The organism is Pseudomonas sp. RT6P73 (genome assembly GCF_054897715.1).
Genome location: NZ_JBUBUV010000002.1, coordinates 77476 through 100356, shown reverse-complemented (window position 1 = coordinate 100356; position 22881 = coordinate 77476). Strand labels below are relative to the sequence as shown.

Here is a 22881-nt window from a genome sequence, read left to right as displayed (position 1 = left end):
ATGGCGCAAAACCCTGTAGGAGCGAGGCTTGCCCGCGAAGAGGCCAAAACATTCAACATCATCGTTGACTGACACACCGCCTTCGCGAGCAAGTCGGATCGCCGCACCGTTCGCTCCTACAAGATCAAGGTGTTACAGAACGTCGAGCAGCTCGACGTCGAACACCAGAACGCTGTGCGGCGGAATGCTGCCAACGCCTTGAGCGCCGTAAGCCAGTTCGCTCGGCACGTACAGACGCCATTTGCTACCGGCATTCATCAGTTGCAGGGCTTCGGTCCAGCCAGCGATCACGCCGCCGACCGGGAATTCTGCAGGCTGACCACGATCGTAGGAGCTGTCGAACACAGTGCCGTCGATCAGAGTGCCGTGGTAGTGAGTGCGCACTTGATCTTCACGGGTTGGCTTGGCGCCTTCGCCTTGAGTCAGCACTTCGAATTGCAGGCCCGAAGCCAGGGTGGTGATGCCGTCACGCTTGGCGTTTTCAGCCAGGAAAGCCAGGCCTTCGCCAGCGGCCGCTTCAGCTTTTGCAGCTGCTTCGGCTTGCATGATTTCGCGGATCACCTTGAAGCTTGCGGACATTTCTTCCTGACCCACACGGCTAGGCTTACCGGCGAACGCGTCGGTCAGGCCAGCCAGGATCGCGTCCAGGCTAACGCCCGGTGGCGGGTTGTCGCGCAGTTGGTCGCCCAACTGACGGCCAATACCGTAGCTGACGCGGGTTTCGTCGGTGGACAGATTTACTTCGGACATGACACTGCTCCGCTGTGCGGACGGCCCTGGAACTTGCCGTGCGTGCACAGCGCGTCCCGGAGCGCCCGGAACCAAAAGGGCCAGCAGACTAGCACAGATGTCGTTGCGCTGATGAGAGGTGTCAGTGGTGCCAGGCAGAACGGAAGGCAATCGGCACCTTCAGGCTTTCTTCTACACCGGAAACCAGACCGCACATCTCATCATGAACAGAAGTGTGTACAAGATTGAAAGACAAGGAGGGGAAATCGTGAAGCACTTCACGCGCATGCTCGACCGAGCGTAGGTGAAACATTTCCCCGCGGGCATCACTCAACGGATACGCCGCACCATGCATGCGCGCCTCCAGCAGGTAGATCCCGCCTTCCATGGAGATCAGGTTCAGCTCATCGATTTTCCCGGCGATGGCATAAGCACGCAACTCAACGAAGTTCATGAAAGGCACCTCATACGGTGTCGAGCCAAGATACTTACAGGCATATGCCTTGATGCATCAAAGCACAAGCCACAAGCAACACCGCCTGTCTGGTTTGACGAAGAACCTGTGGCGAGCGAGCTTGCTCGCGCTCGGCTGCGCAGCAGTCGTCAATGCTGCGAGGGAAACGACTGAAGATAAAGCGGGGCCGCTTCGCCGCCCAACGGGAGCAAGCTCCCTCGCCACAGGGAGCGTTCCTGGCGGGATCAGTGCTTGGTGAGTTTGTCCAGGTAGCCCATGGCAAACGCCGACACCACAAAGGTCATGTGAATAATCACGTACCACTTCAAATGCTCGGGATCGACGTTCTTGGCGTCCATGAAAACCCGCAACAGGTGGATGGACGAAATCGCCACGATGGAGGCCGCCACTTTCATCTTCAGCGAAGACGAATCCATAGTGCCCAGCCAGTTGAGCTTTTCCTTGCCGTCGTCGATGTCCAGTTGGGAAACGAAGTTCTCGTAACCGGAAATCATCACCATCACCAGCAAACCACCCACCAGCGCCATGTCGATCAGCGACAACAGCACCAGGATCAGGTCCGACTCGGCCATCGAGAACACGTTAGGGATGACGTGGAAAACTTCCTGGAAGAATTTCAGCGCCAGCGCCAATAGCCCGAGGGACAGACCGAAGTAGATCGGCGCCAGCAGCCAGCGGGAGGCGTACATCGCATTTTCGATAAAGCGTTCCATTGAATCTCACACGTGGGATTGAAAATGGCCGCGAGTATACCAGTCACCTGTCTAAACCCAGAAGCAGGCAGAAACCGTTGGGAAATCCGCCACCTGCGCGTGTGTCACAAAGTTTTTCTGCTAGTGTCCAGACTATTGACCGCTCAGCGACATCGGACAGGAAGACTGGAAATGGATGTGCGATTGCCATTAACGAGTGCCGGCATTTGCCTGGCTCTGCTGCTGAGCGGCTGCTCACCCAGCGATGAGAAGCGCCAGACCAGCCTCGAAGAAAAGACCGCGCAGTTCGAGAAGTCTCTGGATGCGATTCAAGACCCGAAACTCAAGGATGCCGTAGCCGAACTCGGCGGTTCGCTGTTGTTGCTCGAGCGTGCGCAACTCAAGCTCGACAGTAAACCCGTGGAAACCGAATACGGTGAAGACGTTCTCGCCGTACTCAAGCACTACCCCACGCCACAGGCCCTGGTCGATACCTATATCAACGGTTTGTTCGTGCTGCACAAAGACTCCAGCTCCGACTACCTGACGGATCTGCAACCGGTATTCCCCTTCAACTTCAACATTCCGGCCGCGTTTCTCTTTCCCCATGGCCTGGAATGGCAATCGGTGACCCTGAGCAACAAGCGCGTCATCACGTTCCAGCCGGAATGGTCGGAAACCGATCCCGGCATTCAACTGAGCCCCTCAAGTTCCAACCTGACCAACCCGGATGATCTGACGGTGACCTATCCGTTCATCGACGGCCTGGACGTGGACAACAAGAGCCAGCCACAACCGGTAAGCCTGCAAGGCAAGGTCGAGGTCATTGCCCCGCGCAAGCTCTACACCTTCGACCTGACGAAAAAAGACGTTGGCCAGACCCGCACCAACGACAACCTCAGCGTCACCCTGCTGAAGCTGGGCAACAACTACGCCGAAATCGAATTCAACAACAGCGCGCCGCTGGCCCCGGAAGTCAGCGAAACACCGTTGAATCCACTGATCGTCCAGGCCAGGGATAACACAGGGCAATTTCTCTCGCGCTCGGGTTCGATCAATGAAACCGCCGCGCAAATTGCCTTTTATCAAAAACAACTGGCGAAAATTCAGCAGCAGAAGGCCTGGAGTGAGACGTTCGGAAAACAGATCGATGAAGAACAGCGCACCTTCGAGGCGCAACAGAAAAATCAGTACAGCAAAGTGTATTTCAACGGACCGATCGAAACCGTTGAGGTCAGCGTGCTGGACTTCTCGGCCGCCACGGTAACCCGCAAGGACCTGAACCTGCCGGTGCACCGCTTCGACTCGCACACCACGGAAAAAACCATCCAGCCACTGAGCTTGCCGGTGGTGGTGTATGACGACCAGGCCCCGATCTGGCTCAAGGGCGCGACATTGAGTGAGGAACAGCTGAAGAAGGGCATTCTCGTCAGTCAGTCGGTGGATGACCCCAGCGCCGCGCGCATTGAGTTTGATCACCCCAAAAGCTTCAATGATGAGCTGCTCGGTACATCGTTCAACCCGGGCAATAGCCCGGTCACGTTCTTTACAGAGGATGGCAGCGGCAAACGCGATGAGCCGATCGAACTGCCACCAGAGGCTTATGAGGTCGACCCGCTGCGTGGCGCCATCACCTATGACTTGAACCTGTTTCCGGAAACGCCGGCCTACGCAGTGGGCTCCATGCCGCTGTTCCTGGCGACGATCGCCAAACAATCGCTCGACGCCCATGCGCTGCCCAAGGGCCTGGAACTCAAAGGCAATGTGTTGGTGGTTGATTTGAAGCTGTTTCCTGCCCAGGACTGGCGATTTTTCGCCAAGGACGACTCCGGAAACTATCTGAAAGAAATTCTTTCGGTCAGTCACGACGCGAGCGCAGAAGGCCCGGCGTTATTTGCCGTGCATTACTTCTATGGCCAGCCCACACGTCTGGAAAGTTATCAGCGAACCGACCTCACCACGGTCCAGTATGGTTTCGAGGTCAAACTGGCCAAGGCTGATCTGTCCCACCTTGAGCAATAGCCGGTTCAGTGCTCGGATCGAAACTCAGCCACCGAGGTTGCGGCCACGGCCGCCGTTGATTTCCCGCAGTTGGGCTTGCAAGTGCAGGCACCAGATTTGCGGGTCATCGGCCAGCTCGTAGCCATGCAGGGTCAGGCTTTCAACTATCGTGTCGAGGATTGATTCCGCCACGAAAGGACCATGAAACGGGCCTTGCGCCTTGATGGCGGAAGGTTGTTCGCCAGCCATTCCGGCGGCAAAGAGCAAGGTCCACATGCCCGTATCCCCCGCCAACGGGCGGATGGCACACTCGATACGGGTCACAAGGCCCAGGCATTGACGGGTGAGGCAGAGGTTGCGCGACATGGCGGCGACCCTCGGTAGATCCGGTATTCAGCCCCCACGGGAAGGCTGTCTCGATCCAGTGATTACTGTCGATATCCTTGAGCTGAGAATAGAAGAAAAGTCTGACTAGCACGTCAAGTGAGACCAGAAGGCGCCGAATGGTCATTGTGCGAACATTGACGCCAGACTGATGACACTAATGGCGGCTGGATGTCGGTTTCGACAACACCCCAAAAACTGTAGGAGCGAAGCTTGCTCGCGAAGGCGGCGTGTCAGGCGATGATAACGTCGACTGACTCTACGTCTTCGCGGGCAAGCCTTGCTCCTACAGGGGTTCTATGTCAGGCCGGTTTGGCTTCGACCAGTGCTTCGAGCGCCGCTTCTTTCTCGGCTTCCTTGAGGTCTTCCTCGCTGATCATTTCCGCGATCACCCGCAAGCGCTCCACCACCCGCGCGTTGACGCTGCCTTCAGGGAACTGGCCATCGGCATCCGGCGCACCGGCCGGCTCACCGACCAACAGGCTCAGCGCCTCGTCAGCCTGGCGAACGGCATAAACATGGAACTGCCCCGCTCGCACCGCCGACAACACCTTCTCATCGAGCATCAGCGTGGCCACGTTGGCCTGCGGAATGATCGCCCCCTGCTCACCGGTCAGCCCGCGGGCCTCGCAGAGCCGGAAGAAGCCTTCGATCTTCTCGTTGACTCCGCCCACTGCCTGCACTTCACCGAACTGGTTGATCGAGCCGGTGATCGCAAAGCACTGCTTGAGCGGCGTTTTCGACAGCGCCGAGATCAGCGTACACGCCTCGCCCAGCGACGCACTGTCACCATCGACGTAACCGTAGGATTGCTCCAGGGCGATACTCGCGGAAATCGCCAGCGGGAATTCCTGGGCGTAACGGCTGCCCAGATACCCGGTGAGAATCATCACGCCCTTGGAGTGAATCGGCTGGCCGAGGTTGACCTCACGCTCGATGTCGACGATGCCACTGCCACCCGGGTAGACCGTGGCGGAAATCCGCGCCGGCACACCGAATGCCGAGTCGCCGACTTCCAGCACGGTCAGCCCGTTGCACTTGCCGACGGCGGCGCCGTCCGTGTCGATCAGGATGATCCCGGCCAGCATGTCATCGAGAATCCGCGCCGAGACGCGTCCGGTACGTGTGGCCTTGGCCTTGAGCGCACGTTCGATATGCCCGGCATCGGTCATCTCGTCGCCCGCCAGGTGACGGATGAAGTCCGCCTCGCTGACCAGCTGGAACAGATCACCGATGCGTGCCGACAAACGCCCCTGGTGTTCGGCCAGGCGCGCGCTGTAAGTCGCCAGGCGCGCCACGGCATCGGCCGTCAGCGGCGCCATGCCTTCTTCCGAGGTGCGGGTTTTGAGCAACTGGGCGAACTGCTCCAGGCTCTCGTCGACCATCGGGATGTCTTCGTCGAAGTCCACCAGGACGCGGAACATCTCCTGGAAGTCCGGATCGAGGTCTTGCAGCGTGTAATACAGCTGCCGCGCACCGATGATGACGACCTTGACCTGCAACGGAATGTGTTGCGGCGTCAGGGTTACCGTGGCCAGACGACCCAGCTCACCCAGCGGCGACTCCATTTTCAGTTTGCGCGATTGCAGGGCGCGCTTGAGCGCATCCCACACGAACGGCTCGCTGAGCATTTTTTCTGCTTCAAGGATCAGGAATCCGCCGTTGGCGCGGTGCAAGGCACCGGGACGCAGCTGCCGATACGTGGTGTAGAGAGCGCCCTGGTCGGTGCTGTATTCAATGCGGCCGAACAGGTTTTCGTAAGTCGGGTGCGGCTCGAAGACCACCGGCGCACCGCCGCTGGACGAATGCCCCACCACCAGACTCGGTGCGTATTGTTCTTCCAGTAGCTTGCGGGCGATGGCGTCGGTCTTGCTGTCGTCCACCAGTTGCTCGACCACGGTCTTGAGCAGGTAGACCTGCATGGCTTGCAGGTAACCGCACACGGCCGCGTTTTCTGCGTATTTCTCCGACAACGGCGACAGCAACGGCTGCAAGGCCAGGGTGATGGTTTCTTCGTTGAGCTGGCGCAGTTGATTGCTCGACTCGCGCTTCCATTGCGGCAGGCTGGCGAGCTCCTCGTTCAGGCGCTCCTCAAGACCGGAAATATCGTCGTGGAAACGTTCACGATCGGCTTCCGGCAGCTGGGCGAATTCCGCTTCGTCCAGAGCCTTGCCTTCACTCATCGGCGTGAACGCGATGTTGCTGGCGTCGCGATACAGTGCGACTTCCTTCTCCAGTGCCAGGCGCTCGATCACGTCCAGCGCCTTGTCGTAGCGCTGGTTGAAGGCGCGGTCGATGGCGCTTTTCTTCTGTTGGTAGGACGGGTGTTCGAACACCGCCGGAAAAGTCGCCAACAGGTTGTCGATCAAACCGTTGATGTCAGCGATGAAGGCGCCGGCCGTGCCCGATGGCAACTCCAGTGCGCGAGGCTCGCGAGGCTCATCGTAATTATTGACGTAGACCCAGTCCGCCGGGGTTTGCAGGCGTTTGCCTTCGGCCTTCAGGTAGCGTTTGACGAACGAAAACCGGCCGGTACCGGGCTCACCCATGACAAATACGTTGTAACCGGGGCGCGGCATGGCCACGCCGAACTGCAATGCTTCGACCGCGCGTTCCTGGCCAAGCACACCGCGGAAGGGCTCCAGATCATTGGTGGTAGAGAAGCTGAACTGTTCAGCGGAAAACGGACGGGTCAGCGCTTCAGGCGCTAGACGCAAGCTGGCAGCAACAGGATCAGGCATCGGGCTTCCTTACATCAGGCGGGGCAGATAGCGGCATTCTGGCGCTGCCCATACCTCACTTGCAAGGCGCGCCTCCAGCCAAAGCATAGACAAACCGTCATCGCCAGGCAGGCCGGGGGCAAATCAATGATTTCAACGAATGTTTTGCAAAAAATCACGGAACCACGGGAACGTGCCTAAACTCCAAACTGCGCGGCTGGATTAATAACTGGCCCACTGGCGCCGGATTGGGCCAGACCCCTTGTCCATTGGTATGCACATAAAGAGAACATAGCTATGAAACGGATTCTTCTCGGTACTCTCTTCACCGCTGTATCCATCAACGCCATGGCGCAAGCGCCAGGCGGCCCGGATTGCGGTTGGGGCAACATGCTGTTCGAAGGTCAGCGTGGCACCCCGGCTCACTTCCTGGCATCCACCACCAACGGCACTTCCGGCAACGCAACGTTCGGTATGACCTCAGGTACCAACGGTTGCTCGACTAATGCGTCGCTGACCTACGGCGGCAAATCCTGGATTGCCATGAATGGCATGATGAACGAGCTGTCCGAAGACATGGCCAAAGGTAACGGCGAAGCGCTGACGACCTACGCTGTGGTACTGGGCGTGGCGCCGGAAGACCGTGCGCACTTCGCTGCCGTGACTCACGAGCACTTCCAGCAGATCTTCAGCAAGGCTGACGTGACCGCTGACGACGTGCATACCAACACCCTGGCCGTTCTGAAGAGCGATCCGCGTCTGGCCAAGTACGCTACTCAAGCTTAAGCTCGACCCGCCCGCTCCTTCGGGGGAGCGGGTTTTGTTTTTTGGACCTGCCCCTCTTTCGGCCATACCGTCCAATTGTAGGAGCCGGCTTGCTGGCGATGGCATCACCGCGGTGATTCAGAAACACCGTGTCGATGCCATCGCCAGCAAGCCGGCTCCTACAAGGGCGGGTCTTCCGTAGCGGGTCTTTATTTATTTCGACTTAAGTTGCCCACTATGCTCAAACGCCTTGCCTGGCTGGCGCTCTGTGTCTGCGCCCCGCTGTCCGCCGCGCCACATGTCGACAATCAACGTTTGCAGCAACTGGCCAACGACCCCTTCTGGATTTCCCTGGGCCATTACGAAACCGCCAAGCTGGGCGGCTGGCGCAGCTATGTCAGCGACAGAAAGTTCTTTCTCGCCCCCGACGGCAACGAACACCCCGACCGCGAACTGGCGGCGACCGTGCAGGCGCTGTACGCCCCGGCCAGTGCCGGCGAAAAGCATGCGCAATGCGTCTATCCGGCCCGTACCCGCTGGCTGAAAGCGCAGCTCAACCTGACTGATTTGCCGACGCTCGATTGCACGGAGTTCAAGCAATGGTTCAAGGATGTCTCGCCCCATAGCGCGGTGATGATTTTCCCGGCGGCTTATCTGAACAGTCCGTCATCGATGTTCGGCCATACATTGCTGCGCATCGACCAGGCCAATGTGCAGAGCGATCAAACCGCCCTGCTTAGCTACGCGATCAACTTCGGCGCGTACATCGAAGGCTCGGACAACAGCATCCTCTACGCCTGGAAAGGCTTGATGGGTGGCTATCCGGGTCTGTTTGCGCTGGTACCGTATCAGGAAAAACTCTCTGAATACCGCAGCCTCGAGAACCGGGACCTGTGGGAGTACCGGCTGAACCTGACGCAAGCAGAAACCGAGCGCATGGTCGAACACGTCTGGGAGTTGAAGCAGATCCAGTTCGACTATTTCTTTTTCGACGAAAACTGCTCCTATCGCCTGCTTGAGCTGCTGCAAGTGGCGCGGCCTGGCCTGCGCCTGACCGAACAGTTCCCGCTGACCGCGATTCCCACCGACACCGTCAAAGCGGTGAAAGAAGCCGGGCTGGTGGAATCCATTCAGTATCGCCCGTCCCGTGAACGTGAACTGCTGAGCCGCGCCGAGCCGTTGACCCGCGACGAGCAGGACTGGGTGCTGAAAGTCAGCGCCGACCAGAAGCAATTGCAAACGCCTGCGTTCAAGGCCCAGCCCCGCGAGCGTCAGGCGCTGATCATCGATGCGGCCTATCGACTGGAGCGTTACCGGGCCAATGGCCAGGAACGCGATCCGGAGCAGGCGCAACGCAGTTTCGAACTGCTGCGCGCGATCAACCAGAACCCCCCGCCTGAGCTGGACATTGCGCGACCCGGCTTACCCGAGGACGGACACGAATCCCGCACCTGGCAGGCCGGTATCGGCACCCGCGGCGACAAGGCGTTCGGCGAATATGGCCTGCGCATGGCTTATCACGATCTCAACGATAACGCCGAGAGCTTCCCGCTCGGCGCGCAGATCGAAATCCTGCAGATGAAACTGCGTCAGTACGAAGGCAATCACTGGCAGTTCCAGCAACTGGACCTGGCGACTATCCGCTCCCTGACGCCGCGCAATGAGCTGTTGCAGCCGCTTTCGTGGCAAGTCACCGGCGGTCTGGAGCGCGTGCCGGGCAAGCATGACGACGAAACGTTGGTCAGCCATGTCAACGGTGGTGGCGGCGGCACCTGGCAACTGGGCGAAGACATGCTCGGCTTTGCCTTGGGCACGGTTCGCGTCGAGCACAACAACGACTTCGCGGGCTTTATCGCACCGGCGGCAGGTTTCAACAGTGGCCTGCTGTGGAAAAACCCGCTGGGCAACTTCAGCCTGGAAACCAAGGGTGATTTCTTCACCAATGGCGAAGTGCGCCGCAGTGTGAGCCTGAACCAGCAGTGGGAAGTATCGCGCAACCTGGGTCTGCGCCTGAGCGCCCAGCGCGAATTCAGCCACCTTGCCTCGCCCGAGAACGAAGTGATGCTTGAGGTGAAGTGGTATCACTACTGATCCGAATCCACCGCAAAACCAATGTGGGAGCGAGCCTGCTCGCGATGGCGGTGTGTCAGTCGACATCATTACTGACTGACACACCGCCATCGCGAGCAGGCTCGCTCCCACAGGGGATTTGTGGTGGCCAACAGATTGATCACACGCCTTTCACGATCGCCTGACAATTTCACTCGTAGACTTCACCTGTAGGCCGTCCAACGGCCGGGAGTCCAAGATGTGGCGTAACGCAGGTGTGCTGGGGTTGTTGATGTTGATCGCGGGTTGCCAGTCGACCCACGAAGATTTGATCGCCAAAGGTTATCCACCGGCGTTCGCCGATGGTTTCGATGACGGTTGCAGCAGTGGCCGGCAAGCCGCGGGGGCAATTACCGGGGAGTTTCGCAAGAACGTCCCGCGTTATCTCAAGGACAAACAGTACGCCGAAGGCTGGAGCGATGGTTTTCGCCAGTGCCAGGCCATGCGCGAAAATGAAGATCGCGAATACTATCGCAGCCACCACTGGGACGACCGGGACAAAGCCTGGCAGCAACAGAAGGACCAGGACACCGCCCGTGCCTATCGCTCGCAATGAGTCGCTGACAGACATCCCTCGAAACTAAAAGCCTGCAACCATGGCCCAAACCCTATAACGGGAGAAAACCATGAGTCGCGCTTTCGTCAATGAAGATAACGCCGCCGCGCAAGCCGATCAGCCCGTCGAACGGCAGGTCAGCGCGCAGCCCAATTACGTCACGCCCGCCGGGTTTGCGCAGCTTCAGGCGAAAGTCGCCGAGGTGCAAAACCTGATCAACGAACAGAATGCACAGGGTGAACTGGCGGACAAACAGCGCCAGGCTGACCTTGAGCGTGACTGGCGATATTTCAATCAACGCCTGCAAAGCGCTCAACCGGTAGTACCGGCCTCGTCGACCGACAAAGTGCAGATCGGCGCATGGGTGACCTTTGCCGATGAACAAGGCAACGAACAACGCGTGCAGTTGGTGGGCGAGGATCAGGCGGAGGCTGCGAGCGGGCTGATCAACTGGGGCTCGCCGCTGGGGCGGGCGTTGCTGGGCGCGCAGGTCGGGGATGAAGTGGTGTGGAAGCGGCCGGTGGGGGATTTGGTGATTGAGGTTCTGGGCATAGATATAGAGTGATCTTCAGGCCGCCATCGCGGGCAAGCCCGCTCCCACAGTGTTGGTGGATGCCGTAGATCTCCAGTAAACGAAAATCCCTGTGGGAGCTGGCTTGCCTGCGATGAATGCACCTCGGCGAGCCTGAAAAACGCAAAAAAAAACGGAGCTCGAAGGCTCCGTTTTTCATGCAACCAACCTGATATCAGGCCAGTTTCTTGTGCCGTACACGATGCGGCTGGGTAGCCGCTTCGCCGAGACGCTTGCGGCGATCGGCTTCGTACTCGGTGTAGTTACCTTCGAAGAACACCGCTTGCGAGTCGTCTTCGTACGCCAGGATGTGCGTCGCGACGCGGTCAAGGAACCACCGATCGTGAGAGATCACAATGGCGGCGCCCGGGAAGTCCAGCAGGGCTTCTTCCAGGGAACGCAGGGTTTCAACGTCGAGGTCGTTGGACGGTTCGTCGAGCAGCAATACGTTGCCGCCCTCTTTCAGGGTCAGGGCCAGGTGCAAGCGACCGCGCTCACCACCGGACAGGTCCTTGACGAACTTTTGTTGATCGCCACCCTTGAAGTTGAAGCGACCGACGTAGGTACGCGACGGAATCTCGTAGTTGCCGATGCGGATCTGATCGGAACCGTCGGAGATTTGCTGGAACACAGTCTTGCTGCCATCCAGGTCTTCGCGGCTCTGATCGACGCACGCCAGTTGCACGGTTTCGCCGACTTCGATGCTGCCCGAATCCGGTGTTTCCTTGCCCATCAGCATGCGGAACAGGGTCGATTTACCGGCACCGTTACCGCCGATCACGCCAACAATGGCGCCTTTAGGCATGGAGAACGACAGGTTGTCGATCAACACGCGATCGCCATAGCCCTTGGAGACGTTCTTGAACTCGATGACCTTGTCGCCCAGGCGCGGACCGGCCGGGATGTAGATCTCGTTGGTTTCGCTGCGCTTCTGGAATTCCTGCGATTGCATTTCTTCGAAGCGTTGCAGACGAGCCTTGGATTTGGACTGGCGGGCCTTGGCGCCTTTGCGCACCCACTCCAGTTCTTCCTTCATGGCTTTTTCGTGAGCCGACTGCGACTTGGATTCAGCCGCCAGACGATCGGACTTGGCTTCAAGCCAACCCGAATAGTTGCCCTCGTACGGGATACCGGCGCCGCGGTCGAGCTCGAGGATCCAGCCGGCAACGTTGTCCAGGAAGTACCGGTCGTGCGTGATCGCTACCACGGTGCCCGGAAAATCGTGCAGGAAGTGCTCCAGCCAGGCGACGGAATCGGCGTCCAGGTGGTTGGTCGGTTCGTCGAGCAGCAGCATGTCGGGGGCAGACAGCAGCAGGCGGCACAGGGCCACACGACGTTTTTCACCGCCGGAGAGGAATTCGACCTTGGCATCCCAGGCCGGCAGACGCAGCGCATCGGCGGCGACTTCCAGTTGGCGATCCAGGTTGTGACCATCACTGGCTTGCAAGATAGCTTCGAGTTTGGCCTGTTCGGCGGCCAGTTTGTCGAAGTCGGCGTCTTCATCAGCGTAAGCCGCGTAGACCTCGTCCAGGCGCGCCTGGGCGTTCTTGATCACGCTGACCGCTTCCTCGACCACTTCACGTACGGTCTTGGTCGGGTCCAGGATCGGCTCTTGCGGCAGGTAGCCGATGTTCAACTCCGGCATCGGACGGGCTTCGCCCTCGAACTCGGTGTCGACGCCCGCCATGATTTTCAGCAGCGTGGACTTACCCGAACCGTTGAGGCCGAGTACGCCGATCTTGGCGCCGGGGAAGAACGACAGAGAAATGTTTTTCAGGATTTCCCGCTTCGGCGGAACAACTTTGCCCAGCCGATGCATGGTGAATACGTATTGAGCCATGGAGAACCTTGGGTCAGTGACAGATGAATGATTGGAGCGCAGGCGAAGCCCGGCCAGACTGTGCGCGTCGTCCGATTGATGGTTATCAATACGTGCGCGCTGAAAAAGTCTGATTCTAGGAGCTGGACCAGGCGCTGTTAAAACGTAACGAGCGAAGGAAAGACAAGGCGGAAACAGGCGAGGACGCGGAGTTTACGGGCTGTAAATGAGCAGTCCGAGCCTGTTTTCAACGCAGTATTTCCGAGCGCAGTAGTTTTAACAGTGTCTGGGCTCCCGCGTAACCGGCAAAGCTACCTTAATGACAGATGGCAGTCCAGCCGTGAGGGGCTGGCACTTCGCCACAACTCAAGGCATGCTAGCCGCCCTTCGGGCGTCCGGCTTATAGTGCACGTCGCGCCAGTCCAGCCAAACCGCAGGATTACAGTTTGTCTAATGTCTCTCCGCCATCGTCCGTGAGCGCAGCCAGTCCTGCGACCGGCTCGCCCCTGCGCGGATCCTTGAAGGGTGCGTTGGCAACACTCGTGCTGTTGCTGCTCGCGCTGCTGTTCTGGCAGCTGCTGGATCAGCTTCGCGAAACACAGAAACACCAGCGCCAATACACCATCGACTACACCGCCGACCTGGCCGCGCAAGTCAGCCTGAACATGGCGCTCAACGCCCAGATTGCCCTCAACCTGCTACCAATCGTCGAACAACCGCAAACTGCCGACGAACAGCAGGCGTTGCTGCGCAAGTTGCAACAGTCGCTGCCGGAACTGCGCAGCCTGGCGTTGCTCAGTCCTTCCGGCAAAGTCCTCAGCGACAGCGCCGCCGACAGCCAGGACGCCGATTACCTCAGCGATCTGGTCCGGCGCAGCCGCGCCCAGGCCCACTATTTCAGCAACGCCGACGACGGCTCAGTGGTGCACCTGCTGCTGCATCAGGCCAGCGGCAGCAGCCGCGGTTATTGGGCCCTGCGCCTGACGCCGACCTTTTTCTCGTCACTGACCAAACAAATCGAAACCGGCATCCGTCCGCTGTGGCTGGTGGAAAACCGGGTCAATCACCAGATCATCAGCCGCGATGAAGCGTCGCCTTCGGTCAAACCGAGCGCGTTATCCCCGGACGATCTGGCCAACAGCGTGCTGACGGTCCCCCTGAGCAGCAGCGATTGGCAGCTGCGCGGGCTGTTCGATCGCCAGCAAGTGCTCGAACAACAGTTGCCGGCGTTCATCGGCAAATGCCTGTTGGGCCTGGCCTTCTCCCTGCTGCCGTTCATCGCGCTGCTGAACATTCGCCGCCGTCAACGCCAACTGCATGAGGGCCGCCGACGCTATCACGATATTTTCGAAGGCACTGGCGTAGCCCTTTGCGTCCTTGACGTCTCGGGGCTCAAGACCTTCTTCGACAAGGCCCACCTGCACAACAGCGAGCAACTCAAGGCCTGGCTCGAAGTAACGGAGCAACGCCGCCAGCTGCTTTCGGAACTGCGCATCACCGAGGTCAACCAGGTCGCCCTTCAACTGCTTAACGTCAACTCCTGCGATCAGGCCTGGAAACTGTTGATTGATGGCTCGCCGCTGGACGGCACTGCCATCGGTCATCAAGTGCTCGAAACGGTGCTCAACCGGCAGAAACAGCTTGAGCTGGAAATCCAGCTTAAAGATGCCCATGGCCGCGACCAGCACCTGTGGCTGGTGCTACGCCTGCCGGAAGACCAGGACGACTACAAAGCGGTGATCCTGAGCATCACCGACATCACCAGCCGCAAACTCATCGAACTGTCGCTGCTCGAACGTGAAAGCTTCTGGTCCGATGTGGTGCGCACGGTGCCGGATCACCTGTACGTGCAGGACGTGATCAGCCAGCGGATGATCTTCAGCAACCATCACCTGGGCCAGACCCTCGGTTACAACCGCACCGAGCTGCACCAGATGGGCGAGTACTTCTGGGAGATCCTCCTGCACCCCGAAGATGCCGACTACTACCACCGCTCGCGCCAGACCCAGCGCCACGCCGGTTACACCCAATTGCTGCAATGCCAGCTGCGATTCCGTCATCGCGACGGCAAGTGGCGGCGCTTCGAGATTCGCGAACAGGCTTTGGCGCGGGACAAACACGATCAAGTCACGCGGATCATCGGCGTGGCCAAGGACATCACTGATCAGATCGAAGCCAGTGAATCCCTGCGTGACAGCGAGCAGCGCTACCGGATGCTCGCCGAAAGCATCAGCGACGTGATTTTCTCCACCGACAGCAAGATGTCGCTCAATTACGTCAGCCCGTCGGTGCATGCCGTGCTGGGCTACGATGCCGAGTGGATCTTCCAGAACGGCTGGCAATCGACCATTGCCAACCCGCAGCAACTGACCGGCATTTACAGCCTGATGGACCGGGTCAGCAAAGCGCTGGATAAACCCGAGCAACTGGCGTTGTTGCGCAGTCAGGTGCAGACCCAACTGTTCCTGTTCGATTGCCTGCGGGCCGACGGGCGCAAGATCCCGATCGAGTTGCGACTGGTGCTGGTCTGGGACGAACACGGTGCATTCGAAGGTGTGCTGGGCGTCGGTCGCGACATCAGCCAGCAGCGCCGGGCCGAGAAAGACCTGCGCATGGCGGCCACGGTATTCGAACACTCCACGTCGGCGATCCTGATCACCGACCCGGCCGGCTACATCGTCCAGGCCAACGAAGCGTTCAGTCGCGTCAGCGGTTACGCCGTGGAGCAGGTGCTGGACCAGCTGCCGAACATGCTGACCGTCGACGAGCAGCAGGAAGCCCACCTGCGTTATGTGCTCAAGCAACTGCATCAGAACAGCACCTGGGAAGGCGAAGTCTGGCTCAAGCGGCGCAACGGCGAGCACTACCCGGCCTGGGTCGGAATCACGGCGGTGCTCGACGATGAAGGTGATCTGGCCAGTTACGTGTGCTTCTTCAGCGACATCAGCGAGCGCAAGGCCAGCGAGCAGCGGATTCACCGCCTCGCCTACTACGACGCCCTGACCCACCTGCCCAACCGCACGCTGTTCCAGGACCGTCTGCACACCGCGCTGCAATCGGCCGAGCGGCAGAAGTCCTGGGTGGTGCTGATGTTCCTCGACCTCGACCGTTTCAAGCCGATCAACGACTCCCTCGGCCACGCCGCCGGCGACCGCATGCTCAAGGAAATGGCCACGCGCCTGCTCGGCTGCGTCGACGATGACGACACCGTGGCGCGCATGGGCGGCGATGAATTCACCTTGCTGCTGCAACCGCGGGTCAACCGTGAAGTGGCCTTGAACCGGGCGATTCATGTGGCCGAGCAGATCCTCGCCAGCCTGGTGAAACCGTTCGTGCTGGAGGGCCGCGAATTCTTCGTCACCGCCAGTATCGGTATTGCCCTGAGCCCGCAGGATGGCAACGAGCTCAGCCAGCTGATGAAGAACGCCGACACCGCGATGTACCACGCCAAGGAGCGCGGCAAGAACAACTTCCAGTTCTATCAGGCGGACATGAACGCCAGCGCCCTGGAGCGCCTGGAACTGGAAAGCGATTTGCGGCATGCCCTGGAACAAGACGAATTCGTTCTCTACTACCAGCCGCAGTTCAGCGGCGACGGCAAACGCCTGACCGGTGCCGAAGCGTTGCTGCGCTGGCGTCATCCACGTCGCGGCCTGGTGCCGCCGGGGGATTTCATTCCGGTGCTTGAAGAGCTCGGGCTGGTGGTGGATGTTGGCGACTGGGTGATCAGCGAAGCCTGCCGTCAGCTCAAGACCTGGCATCAGGCCAAGGTGCGGGTGCCGAAGGTATCGGTAAACATCTCCGCCCGGCAGTTCTCCGACGGCCAGCTCGGCACGCGGATCGCCACCATTCTCAAGGAAACCGGCCTTCCACCGGCGTGCCTGGAGCTGGAACTGACCGAAAGTATCCTGATGCGCGAAGTCAGCGAAGCGATGCAGATCCTCGCCGGGTTGAAAAACCTCGGCCTGAGCATTGCGGTCGATGATTTCGGCACCGGTTACTCATCGCTCAACTACCTCAAGCAATTCCCCATCGACGTGCTGAAAATCGACCGTACCTTCGTTGATGGCCTGCCGTCGGGTGAACAGGATGCGCAGATTGCCCGGGCGATCATCGCCATGGCCCACAGCCTGAACCTGGCGGTCATCGCCGAGGGCGTGGAAACCCACGAGCAGCTCGACTTCCTGCGTGAGCATGGGTGCGATGAGGTTCAGGGGTATCTGTTCGGCCGGCCGATGCCGGCGAGCCGGTTCGAGGCGCAGTTCAGTAATGATGCGCTGTTCATGTTCGACTGAGATTGTGTGGCGCCTGTCCTGACGCCTTCGCGGGCAAGCCTCGCTCCTACGGGATTTTCAGGTGCACGCCAAAATTGTGAACGCTGGAGATCCTGTAGGAGCGAGGCTTGCCCGCGAAGGGGCCCGCACAATCACCGCTGATCCCGACATGAAGCCCACTTGTCTGCGACATGATGTCCTTTCATATGCCATCTAAAACCCATTGGGTTAGAATGCCCCCCTTTTCTGCCCCCGATCCTTGAGGACCGCCATGTTCAGCCGTGATTTGACTATTGCCAAGTACGACGCCGATCTTTTTGCCGCCATGGAGCAAGAAGCTCAGCGCCAGGAAGAACACATCGAGCTGATCGCTTCGGAAAACTACACCAGCCCAGCGGTGATGGAAGCTCAAGGCTCGGTACTGACCAACAAGTATGCCGAAGGCTATCCGGGCAAGCGCTACTACGGTGGTTGCGAGTTCGTCGACGTGGTTGAGCAGCTGGCCATCGACCGCGCCAAAGAACTGTTCGGCGCCGATTACGCCAACGTTCAACCGCACGCCGGTTCCCAAGCCAACAGCGCCGTTTACCTGGCTCTGCTGCAAGCGGGCGACACCATCCTGGGCATGAGCCTGGCCCACGGTGGTCACCTGACCCACGGTGCCAGTGTTTCCTCCTCCGGCAAGCTGTACAACGCCGTTCAGTACGGCATCGACGCCAATGGCCTGATCGACTACGACGAAGTCGAGCGCCTGGCCGTTGAGCACAAGCCGAAAATGATCGTGGCTGGTTTTTCTGCCTACTCGCAGATCCTTGACTTCCCGCGTTTCCGCGAAATCGCTGACAAAGTTGGCGCCTACCTGTTCGTCGACATGGCGCACGTGGCCGGTCTGGTCGCCGCTGGCGTCTACCCGAACCCGGTTCCATTCGCTGACGTCGTGACCACCACCACGCACAAGACCCTGCGCGGTCCACGTGGCGGCCTGATCCTGGCTCGCGCCAACGCCGACATCGAGAAGAAGCTCAACTCCGCCGTATTCCCGGGCGCCCAGGGTGGCCCGCTGGAGCACGTGATCGCCGCCAAAGCGATCTGCTTCAAGGAAGCGCTGCAGCCTGAGTTCAAGACTTACCAGCAACAAGTGGTGAAAAACGCCAAGGCCATGGCCGGCGTCTTCATCGAGCGCGGTTTCGATGTGGTTTCCGGCGGTACTGAAAACCACCTGTTCCTGCTGTCGCTGATCAAGCAGGAAATCTCCGGTAAAGACGCCGACGCCGCTCTGGGCAAAGCGTTCATCACCGTGAACAAGAACTCCGTGCCAAACGATCCACGCTCCCCGTTCGTCACCTCCGGCCTGCGCTTCGGCACTCCGGCTGTGACCACTCGCGGCTTCAAGGAAGCAGAGTGCAAAGAGCTGGCCGGCTGGATCTGCGACATCCTGGCGGACCTGAACAACGAAGCGGTTATCGACGCCGTTCGTGAGAAGGTCAAGGCCATCTGCAAGAAGCTGCCGGTGTACGGCGCTTAATTGCACCGCTAAACCGCAGCACTGAAAAACCGGCCACGTGATGGCCGGTTTTTTTTCGTCCTGGATTTGTAGGAGCCGGCTTGCTGGCGATACGTCCTAGAGCCTTGCAATGATCTTTCGGCCGCCATCGCCAGCAAGCCGGCTCCTACAGGACCAGCACCACTGGTCAGACCGGTCATGCCAATTTCACAAATTCCGCTTGCGATCACCCAAAAACAGCGCCTAGACTGCGCCTGCACTGGACATACCGGTAAGACCACAATAATTAAGTCCTGAATCTGATGCGCCCACTCAAGCGCACGGCAGCCAGGACACCGACCAGGATTCCTCCCATGCTCAGATGGTGCTCGCGTTCAATCTTCCTCCAAGTGGTTCTCGGACTGGTGCTCGGCATCGTCTGCGGGCTGACCCTTCCTGAATACTCTGCCCAGCTCAAACCGCTCGGCGACGGCTTCATCAAACTGATCAAGATGCTCATTGGCCTGATTGTGTTCTGCGTGGTGGTCAGCGGCATCAGCGGTGCCGGCGATCTGAAAAAAGTCGGCCGCATCGGCCTGAAATCGGTGATTTACTTCGAGATCCTGACCACCATCGCCCTGGTCATTGGTCTGGTGTTCGCTTTCACCACCGGCATCGGCAGCGGCGCGAACATTCACCTGGATCAGCTCTCTACCGCCGACATCGGCGACATCGCCCAACGCGGCCAGCACATGCACAGCACCACGCAGTTCCTGATGGACCTGATCCCGACCTCGGTAATCGGCGCCTTCGCGGAGAACAACATTCTGCAAGTGCTGCTGTTTTCGGTGCTGTTCGGCAGCGCGCTGAACCTGGTGGGCGAGGCGGCTTCCGGGATCTCGCGGCTGATCAATGAACTGAGCCACGTGATCTTCCGCATCATGGGCATGATCGTGCGCCTGGCGCCGATCGGCGTGTTCGGCGCCATCGCCTTCACCACCAGCAAATATGGCCTGGATTCGCTGCAGCACCTGGGCAGCCTTGTCGGCCTGTTTTACCTGACCTGTGTGGCGTTTGTAACATTGATTCTCGGCCTGGTGATGCGCCTTTCGGGCCTGAAGATGTGGCCGCTGCTCAAGTACCTGCGCGAAGAACTGTTGATCGTCATGGGCACCGCTTCCTCCGACGCCGTGCTGCCACAAATCATGCGCAAGCTTGAGCATCTGGGCATCGGCAGTTCGACAGTCGGGTTGGTGATTCCTACGGGTTACTCGTTCAACCTCGACGGTTTCTCGATCTACCTGACCCTCGCCATCGTCTTCATCGCCAATGCCACCGGCACGCCGCTGGCGATGACCGATCTGCTGACGATTCTGTTGGTCTCGCTGATCACCTCCAAAGGTGCCCACGGGATTCCCGGTTCCGCGCTGGTGATTCTGGCGGCGACACTCACGGCGATCCCGGCGATTCCGGTGGTCGGCCTGGTATTGGTGCTGGCGGTGGATTGGTTCATGGGCATCGGCCGGGCGCTGACCAACCTGATCGGCAACTGCGTGGCTACCGTGGCCATCGCCCGCTGGGAGAAGGACATCGATATTCAACGGGCGAACAAAGTGCTTTCCGGCCAGGTGGGTTATACCTTCCAGCCAAGAAAACCTGTCGCCCCGGCGCATCAGCAGGAATTTTGAATAATCGCCGTGCCTGCCTGCGGGCAGGCATGGCCATCAATCGTTTTGGATGCTCATGGAGCGAACAGTGATTACCTCGTCGACCGTTGTGAACTCAGTCGTAGAAAAACTCCGGGCCGCTTTGGCCCGTGGTCAGTGGCGCTCGGGCGAAATGCTGCCGGGGCAACGTGAACTGGCCGAACAACTGGGCATCAGCCGCCCGAGCCTGCGTGAAGCGGTGATCGTGCTGGAAACCCTTGGCCTGGTGCGCTCGATGCCCGGCAAAGGCGTGGTGGTGCTGGACGCAAATCTCAGCGACAGCCAAAGCCACGACAGCGCGGTGGCCGGCGCCAGCCTGGAAGACGTGCTGCAACTGCGCTACACCCTCGAGCCGTTCATCGTCGGCCTGGTCGCGCAATCGATCAGCAGCAAGGAAGTCGGGCAACTGCGTCTGACCCTGATGGACATGCGCGAAGCGCTGGAGGCCAACGACAGCGAGGCCGGGGTCAACGCCTACATCGCCTTCCACGAAGAGCTGTTCACGCTGACCTCGAACCCGATCTTCCAGAGTGTGGTGCAGCAGACCAGCAATGCCCTCAAGCAAAGCGCCGAAGTGCTGCGCAATTCGCCAGAGCATCTGGCCGAACGCCTTGAGGAGAACGAAGCCGTGGTGCGGGCGATTCGCAGCAAAAACAGCGCCCAGGCCAGCGCCGAGATGCGTCGGCACATCCTTCGGGAAGGCCAGCGCATGGGCATTGAGTTGAATATCCCGGACGACAACCTCGGCAGTTAAAATTGCATCGAACTGGAGACAGGCCATGAACAGCTTCGCTTCACCGCAGACACTCACTGCCCTGCCCTTTCCACCGCGGGCGGATGATCTCTATTCGCGGATCTTCGACGCCATTCTCGAACAGCGCCTCACTGCGTCCAGCCGTTTTACCGAAGAAAGCCTGGCGCAGTCGTTCAGTGTTCGACGCAGTGACGTTCGAGGCGTACTGACGCGACTGTCCCATCAGCAGATCATCGTCCTTCGCCCGAACCACCGGCCCCGCGTTGCCGCGCTCGATGCCGAGCAGACCCGGCAAACGTTGCATGCCCGACGGCTGACCGAGATCACGTTGGTGCGACTGGCCTGCCGGCAACCTCGTGCGCAAGACTTGAATCGCCTGCATGCCCTGATTGATCGCGAGCGCAGCTGTACCGCGCGTGGCCCGGGGATTCGGTTGTCTGGGGAGTTTCATTTGCAGTTGGCTGAAATGGCGGGGAATGCACCGTTGGCGCATTTTCTCGGTAGCCTGGTGCCGCTTACTTCGCTGGCGATTGCGCAGTTTGATACGCAGTTGGATGGGAATTGCGGGTGGCAGGTGCATGCAGGGATTCTGGATGCGATTGAGCGTGGGGATGCCGAAATGGCAGTGGCTTCGCTGAATCGGCATCTTGATCATCTGGAAGAGACATTGCTGAACGCTGGATCGAGATCCAGTCAAGATCGTGCTGCCGGTTAAATCGCCTTCGCGGGCAAGCCTCGCTCCTACAGGTAATTCATAGCCCTTGTAGGAGCGAGGCTTGCCCGCGAAGGCGTCATCACTGACGGACAAAATGGTTCAATCCGCAGCCACCCGCGCAAACCCCTCACGTATCTTCTCTTCCGGCAAATCATCGGCAATAAACACGATCACGCTTTCCCGCACCTCGTCCTCCGCCCACTCCGTGTCCCAGTCGAACCCGTAAAGCTTCAGCACCCCCTGAAACACCATCCGCCGCGGCTCACCCTGGATGCTCAACACACCCTTGTACCGCAGCAACTGCTTGCCATGGTCTTCGAGCAGCTCGTTCATGAATTCGCTGAGCTTGTCGATATCCAGCGGCTTGTCGGTGCGCAGCACCAGGCTGGAAATCCGGTCGATGGAGGGCGCCTTGCCTACCGGGCGCAGGCTGACGCCGCCGAGGTCGGCATTCAGGTTGAAACCGCGAACGTCGAGCAGTTCGGCCAGGTCGATTTTGCCGTGTTCGACCACGCGAATCGGCGCGCGACGGTTGATGCGGGTCAGGCGCTCGCTCAACGCGGTAAACGTCGATTCGTCCACCAGATCCCGTTTGCTCACCAGCAAGCGGTCGGCAAAACCGATTTGCGCCTGGGCGATGGTCTGGGTCAGGTGAGTGTCGGCGTGCGCCGCGTCTACCAGGGTGATGATGCCGTCGAGAATGTAACGCTCGCGCAGCTCTTCATCGATGAAAAAGGTTTGTGCCACTGGCGCCGGGTCAGCGAGGCCGGTGCATTCGATCACCAGACGGTCAAAGGCGATTTCGCCGCTGTCCAGGCGTTCGAGCAGCAGGTACAAGGCCTTGGTCAGGTCGGTGTGGATGGTGCAGCAGACGCAGCCGTTGGACAGCGTCATCACTTGCACGGGTTCGTCGCCCAACAGCTGGGTGTCGATACCGGCGTCACTGAATTCGTTCTCGATCACCGCGATTTTCAGGCCGTGCTCGGCTTTGAGCAGGTGACGCAGCAGCGTGGTCTTGCCGGCGCCGAGAAAGCCGCTGAGGATCGTGACTGGGATGGGAGAGGACAACTGGTATCTCCTGTTTCACAAAATGAGAATTCAACACAAAAACAAATGTGGGAGCTAGCC

Annotated in this window: 16 protein-coding genes and 1 pseudogene; 10 read left to right on the top strand and 7 right to left on the bottom strand. The window is 59.6% G+C overall.

All coding sequences use genetic code 11. The features are described from left to right. Positions 1-132 precede the first annotated feature (132 nt). The 3 genes from ACYZT6_RS00665 to ACYZT6_RS00655 all read right to left on the bottom strand — a co-directional run bounded on the left by ACYZT6_RS00665 (position 133) and on the right by ACYZT6_RS00655 (position 1917). On the bottom strand, positions 133-750 hold the full coding sequence (locus tag ACYZT6_RS00665; protein ID WP_109634978.1) for an FKBP-type peptidyl-prolyl cis-trans isomerase: 618 nt from the start codon (positions 748-750) through the stop codon (positions 133-135). Positions 751-871: 121 nt separating this feature from the next. Next, a complete protein-coding gene (locus tag ACYZT6_RS00660) occupies positions 872-1183 on the bottom strand; it encodes a DUF6482 family protein (protein ID WP_131061732.1) in 312 nt (103 codons plus the stop codon). Between the two features lie 245 nt (positions 1184-1428). Then, a complete protein-coding gene (locus ACYZT6_RS00655; protein WP_131061871.1) occupies positions 1429-1917 on the bottom strand; it encodes a TIGR00645 family protein in 489 nt (162 codons plus the stop codon). A 171-nt stretch (positions 1918-2088) separates the two neighbouring features. Between ACYZT6_RS00655 and ACYZT6_RS00650 the strand changes: the two genes are divergently transcribed. Further along, on the top strand, positions 2089-3918 hold the full coding sequence (locus ACYZT6_RS00650) for a hypothetical protein (RefSeq protein ID WP_462025322.1): 1830 nt from the start codon (positions 2089-2091) through the stop codon (positions 3916-3918). Between the two features lie 5 nt (positions 3919-3923). Here ACYZT6_RS00650 and ACYZT6_RS00645 read toward each other — a convergent pair. Continuing rightward, positions 3924-4263 (bottom strand): annotated as a pseudogene (locus ACYZT6_RS00645) (PA4575 family protein). A gap of 320 nt (positions 4264-4583) precedes the next feature. Then, the gene (locus ACYZT6_RS00640; protein ID WP_462025321.1) at positions 4584-7022 is read right to left on the bottom strand and encodes a Lon protease family protein; all 2439 of its coding nucleotides are present in this window, start codon (positions 7020-7022) and stop codon (positions 4584-4586) included. Between the two features lie 276 nt (positions 7023-7298). Between ACYZT6_RS00640 and ACYZT6_RS00635 the strand changes: the two genes are divergently transcribed. From ACYZT6_RS00635 to ACYZT6_RS00620, 4 genes are all read left to right on the top strand, one after another. Beyond that, the gene (locus ACYZT6_RS00635) at positions 7299-7787 is read left to right on the top strand and encodes a DUF3015 domain-containing protein (RefSeq protein WP_461955788.1); all 489 of its coding nucleotides are present in this window, start codon (positions 7299-7301) and stop codon (positions 7785-7787) included. A gap of 216 nt (positions 7788-8003) precedes the next feature. After that, positions 8004-9857, top strand: a complete 1854-nt coding sequence (locus ACYZT6_RS00630; protein WP_462025320.1) for an Lnb N-terminal periplasmic domain-containing protein — start codon at positions 8004-8006, stop codon at positions 9855-9857. Positions 9858-10074: 217 nt separating this feature from the next. Beyond that, positions 10075-10431 carry a hypothetical protein gene (locus ACYZT6_RS00625; RefSeq protein ID WP_462025319.1) on the top strand — a complete coding sequence of 119 codons (357 nt, stop codon included), beginning with the start codon at positions 10075-10077 and terminating at the stop codon, positions 10429-10431. 70 nt (positions 10432-10501) lie between these two features. Continuing rightward, positions 10502-10996 carry a GreA/GreB family elongation factor gene (locus tag ACYZT6_RS00620; protein ID WP_462025318.1) on the top strand — a complete coding sequence of 165 codons (495 nt, stop codon included), beginning with the start codon at positions 10502-10504 and terminating at the stop codon, positions 10994-10996. Positions 10997-11177: 181 nt separating this feature from the next. Here ACYZT6_RS00620 and ettA read toward each other — a convergent pair whose 3' ends face one another. Continuing rightward, the gene (gene ettA, locus ACYZT6_RS00615) at positions 11178-12842 is read right to left on the bottom strand and encodes an energy-dependent translational throttle protein EttA (RefSeq protein ID WP_462025317.1); all 1665 of its coding nucleotides are present in this window, start codon (positions 12840-12842) and stop codon (positions 11178-11180) included. A 425-nt stretch (positions 12843-13267) separates the two neighbouring features. Between ettA and ACYZT6_RS00610 the strand changes: the two genes are divergently transcribed. From ACYZT6_RS00610 to ACYZT6_RS00590, 5 genes are all read left to right on the top strand, one after another. Further along, positions 13268-17116: a bifunctional diguanylate cyclase/phosphodiesterase gene (locus ACYZT6_RS00610; RefSeq protein ID WP_462025316.1), complete on the top strand. Its 3849-nt coding sequence runs from the start codon at positions 13268-13270 to the stop codon at positions 17114-17116. A gap of 250 nt (positions 17117-17366) precedes the next feature. After that, the gene (glyA, locus tag ACYZT6_RS00605; RefSeq protein ID WP_054051411.1) at positions 17367-18620 is read left to right on the top strand and encodes a serine hydroxymethyltransferase; all 1254 of its coding nucleotides are present in this window, start codon (positions 17367-17369) and stop codon (positions 18618-18620) included. A gap of 332 nt (positions 18621-18952) precedes the next feature. Continuing rightward, positions 18953-20266 carry a C4-dicarboxylate transporter DctA gene (locus ACYZT6_RS00600; RefSeq protein ID WP_462025315.1) on the top strand — a complete coding sequence of 438 codons (1314 nt, stop codon included), beginning with the start codon at positions 18953-18955 and terminating at the stop codon, positions 20264-20266. Positions 20267-20333: 67 nt separating this feature from the next. After that, on the top strand, positions 20334-21038 hold the full coding sequence (locus tag ACYZT6_RS00595) for a FadR/GntR family transcriptional regulator (protein ID WP_462025314.1): 705 nt from the start codon (positions 20334-20336) through the stop codon (positions 21036-21038). Between the two features lie 25 nt (positions 21039-21063). Then, complete coding sequence (locus ACYZT6_RS00590) at positions 21064-21753, top strand: GntR family transcriptional regulator (protein WP_462025313.1); 690 nt, start codon at positions 21064-21066, stop codon at positions 21751-21753. Between the two features lie 99 nt (positions 21754-21852). On the opposite strand, the gene yjiA is transcribed toward ACYZT6_RS00590, so the two are convergent. Then, positions 21853-22821: a GTPase gene (yjiA, locus tag ACYZT6_RS00585; protein ID WP_462025312.1), complete on the bottom strand. Its 969-nt coding sequence runs from the start codon at positions 22819-22821 to the stop codon at positions 21853-21855. Between the last annotated feature and the right edge of the window lie 60 nt (positions 22822-22881).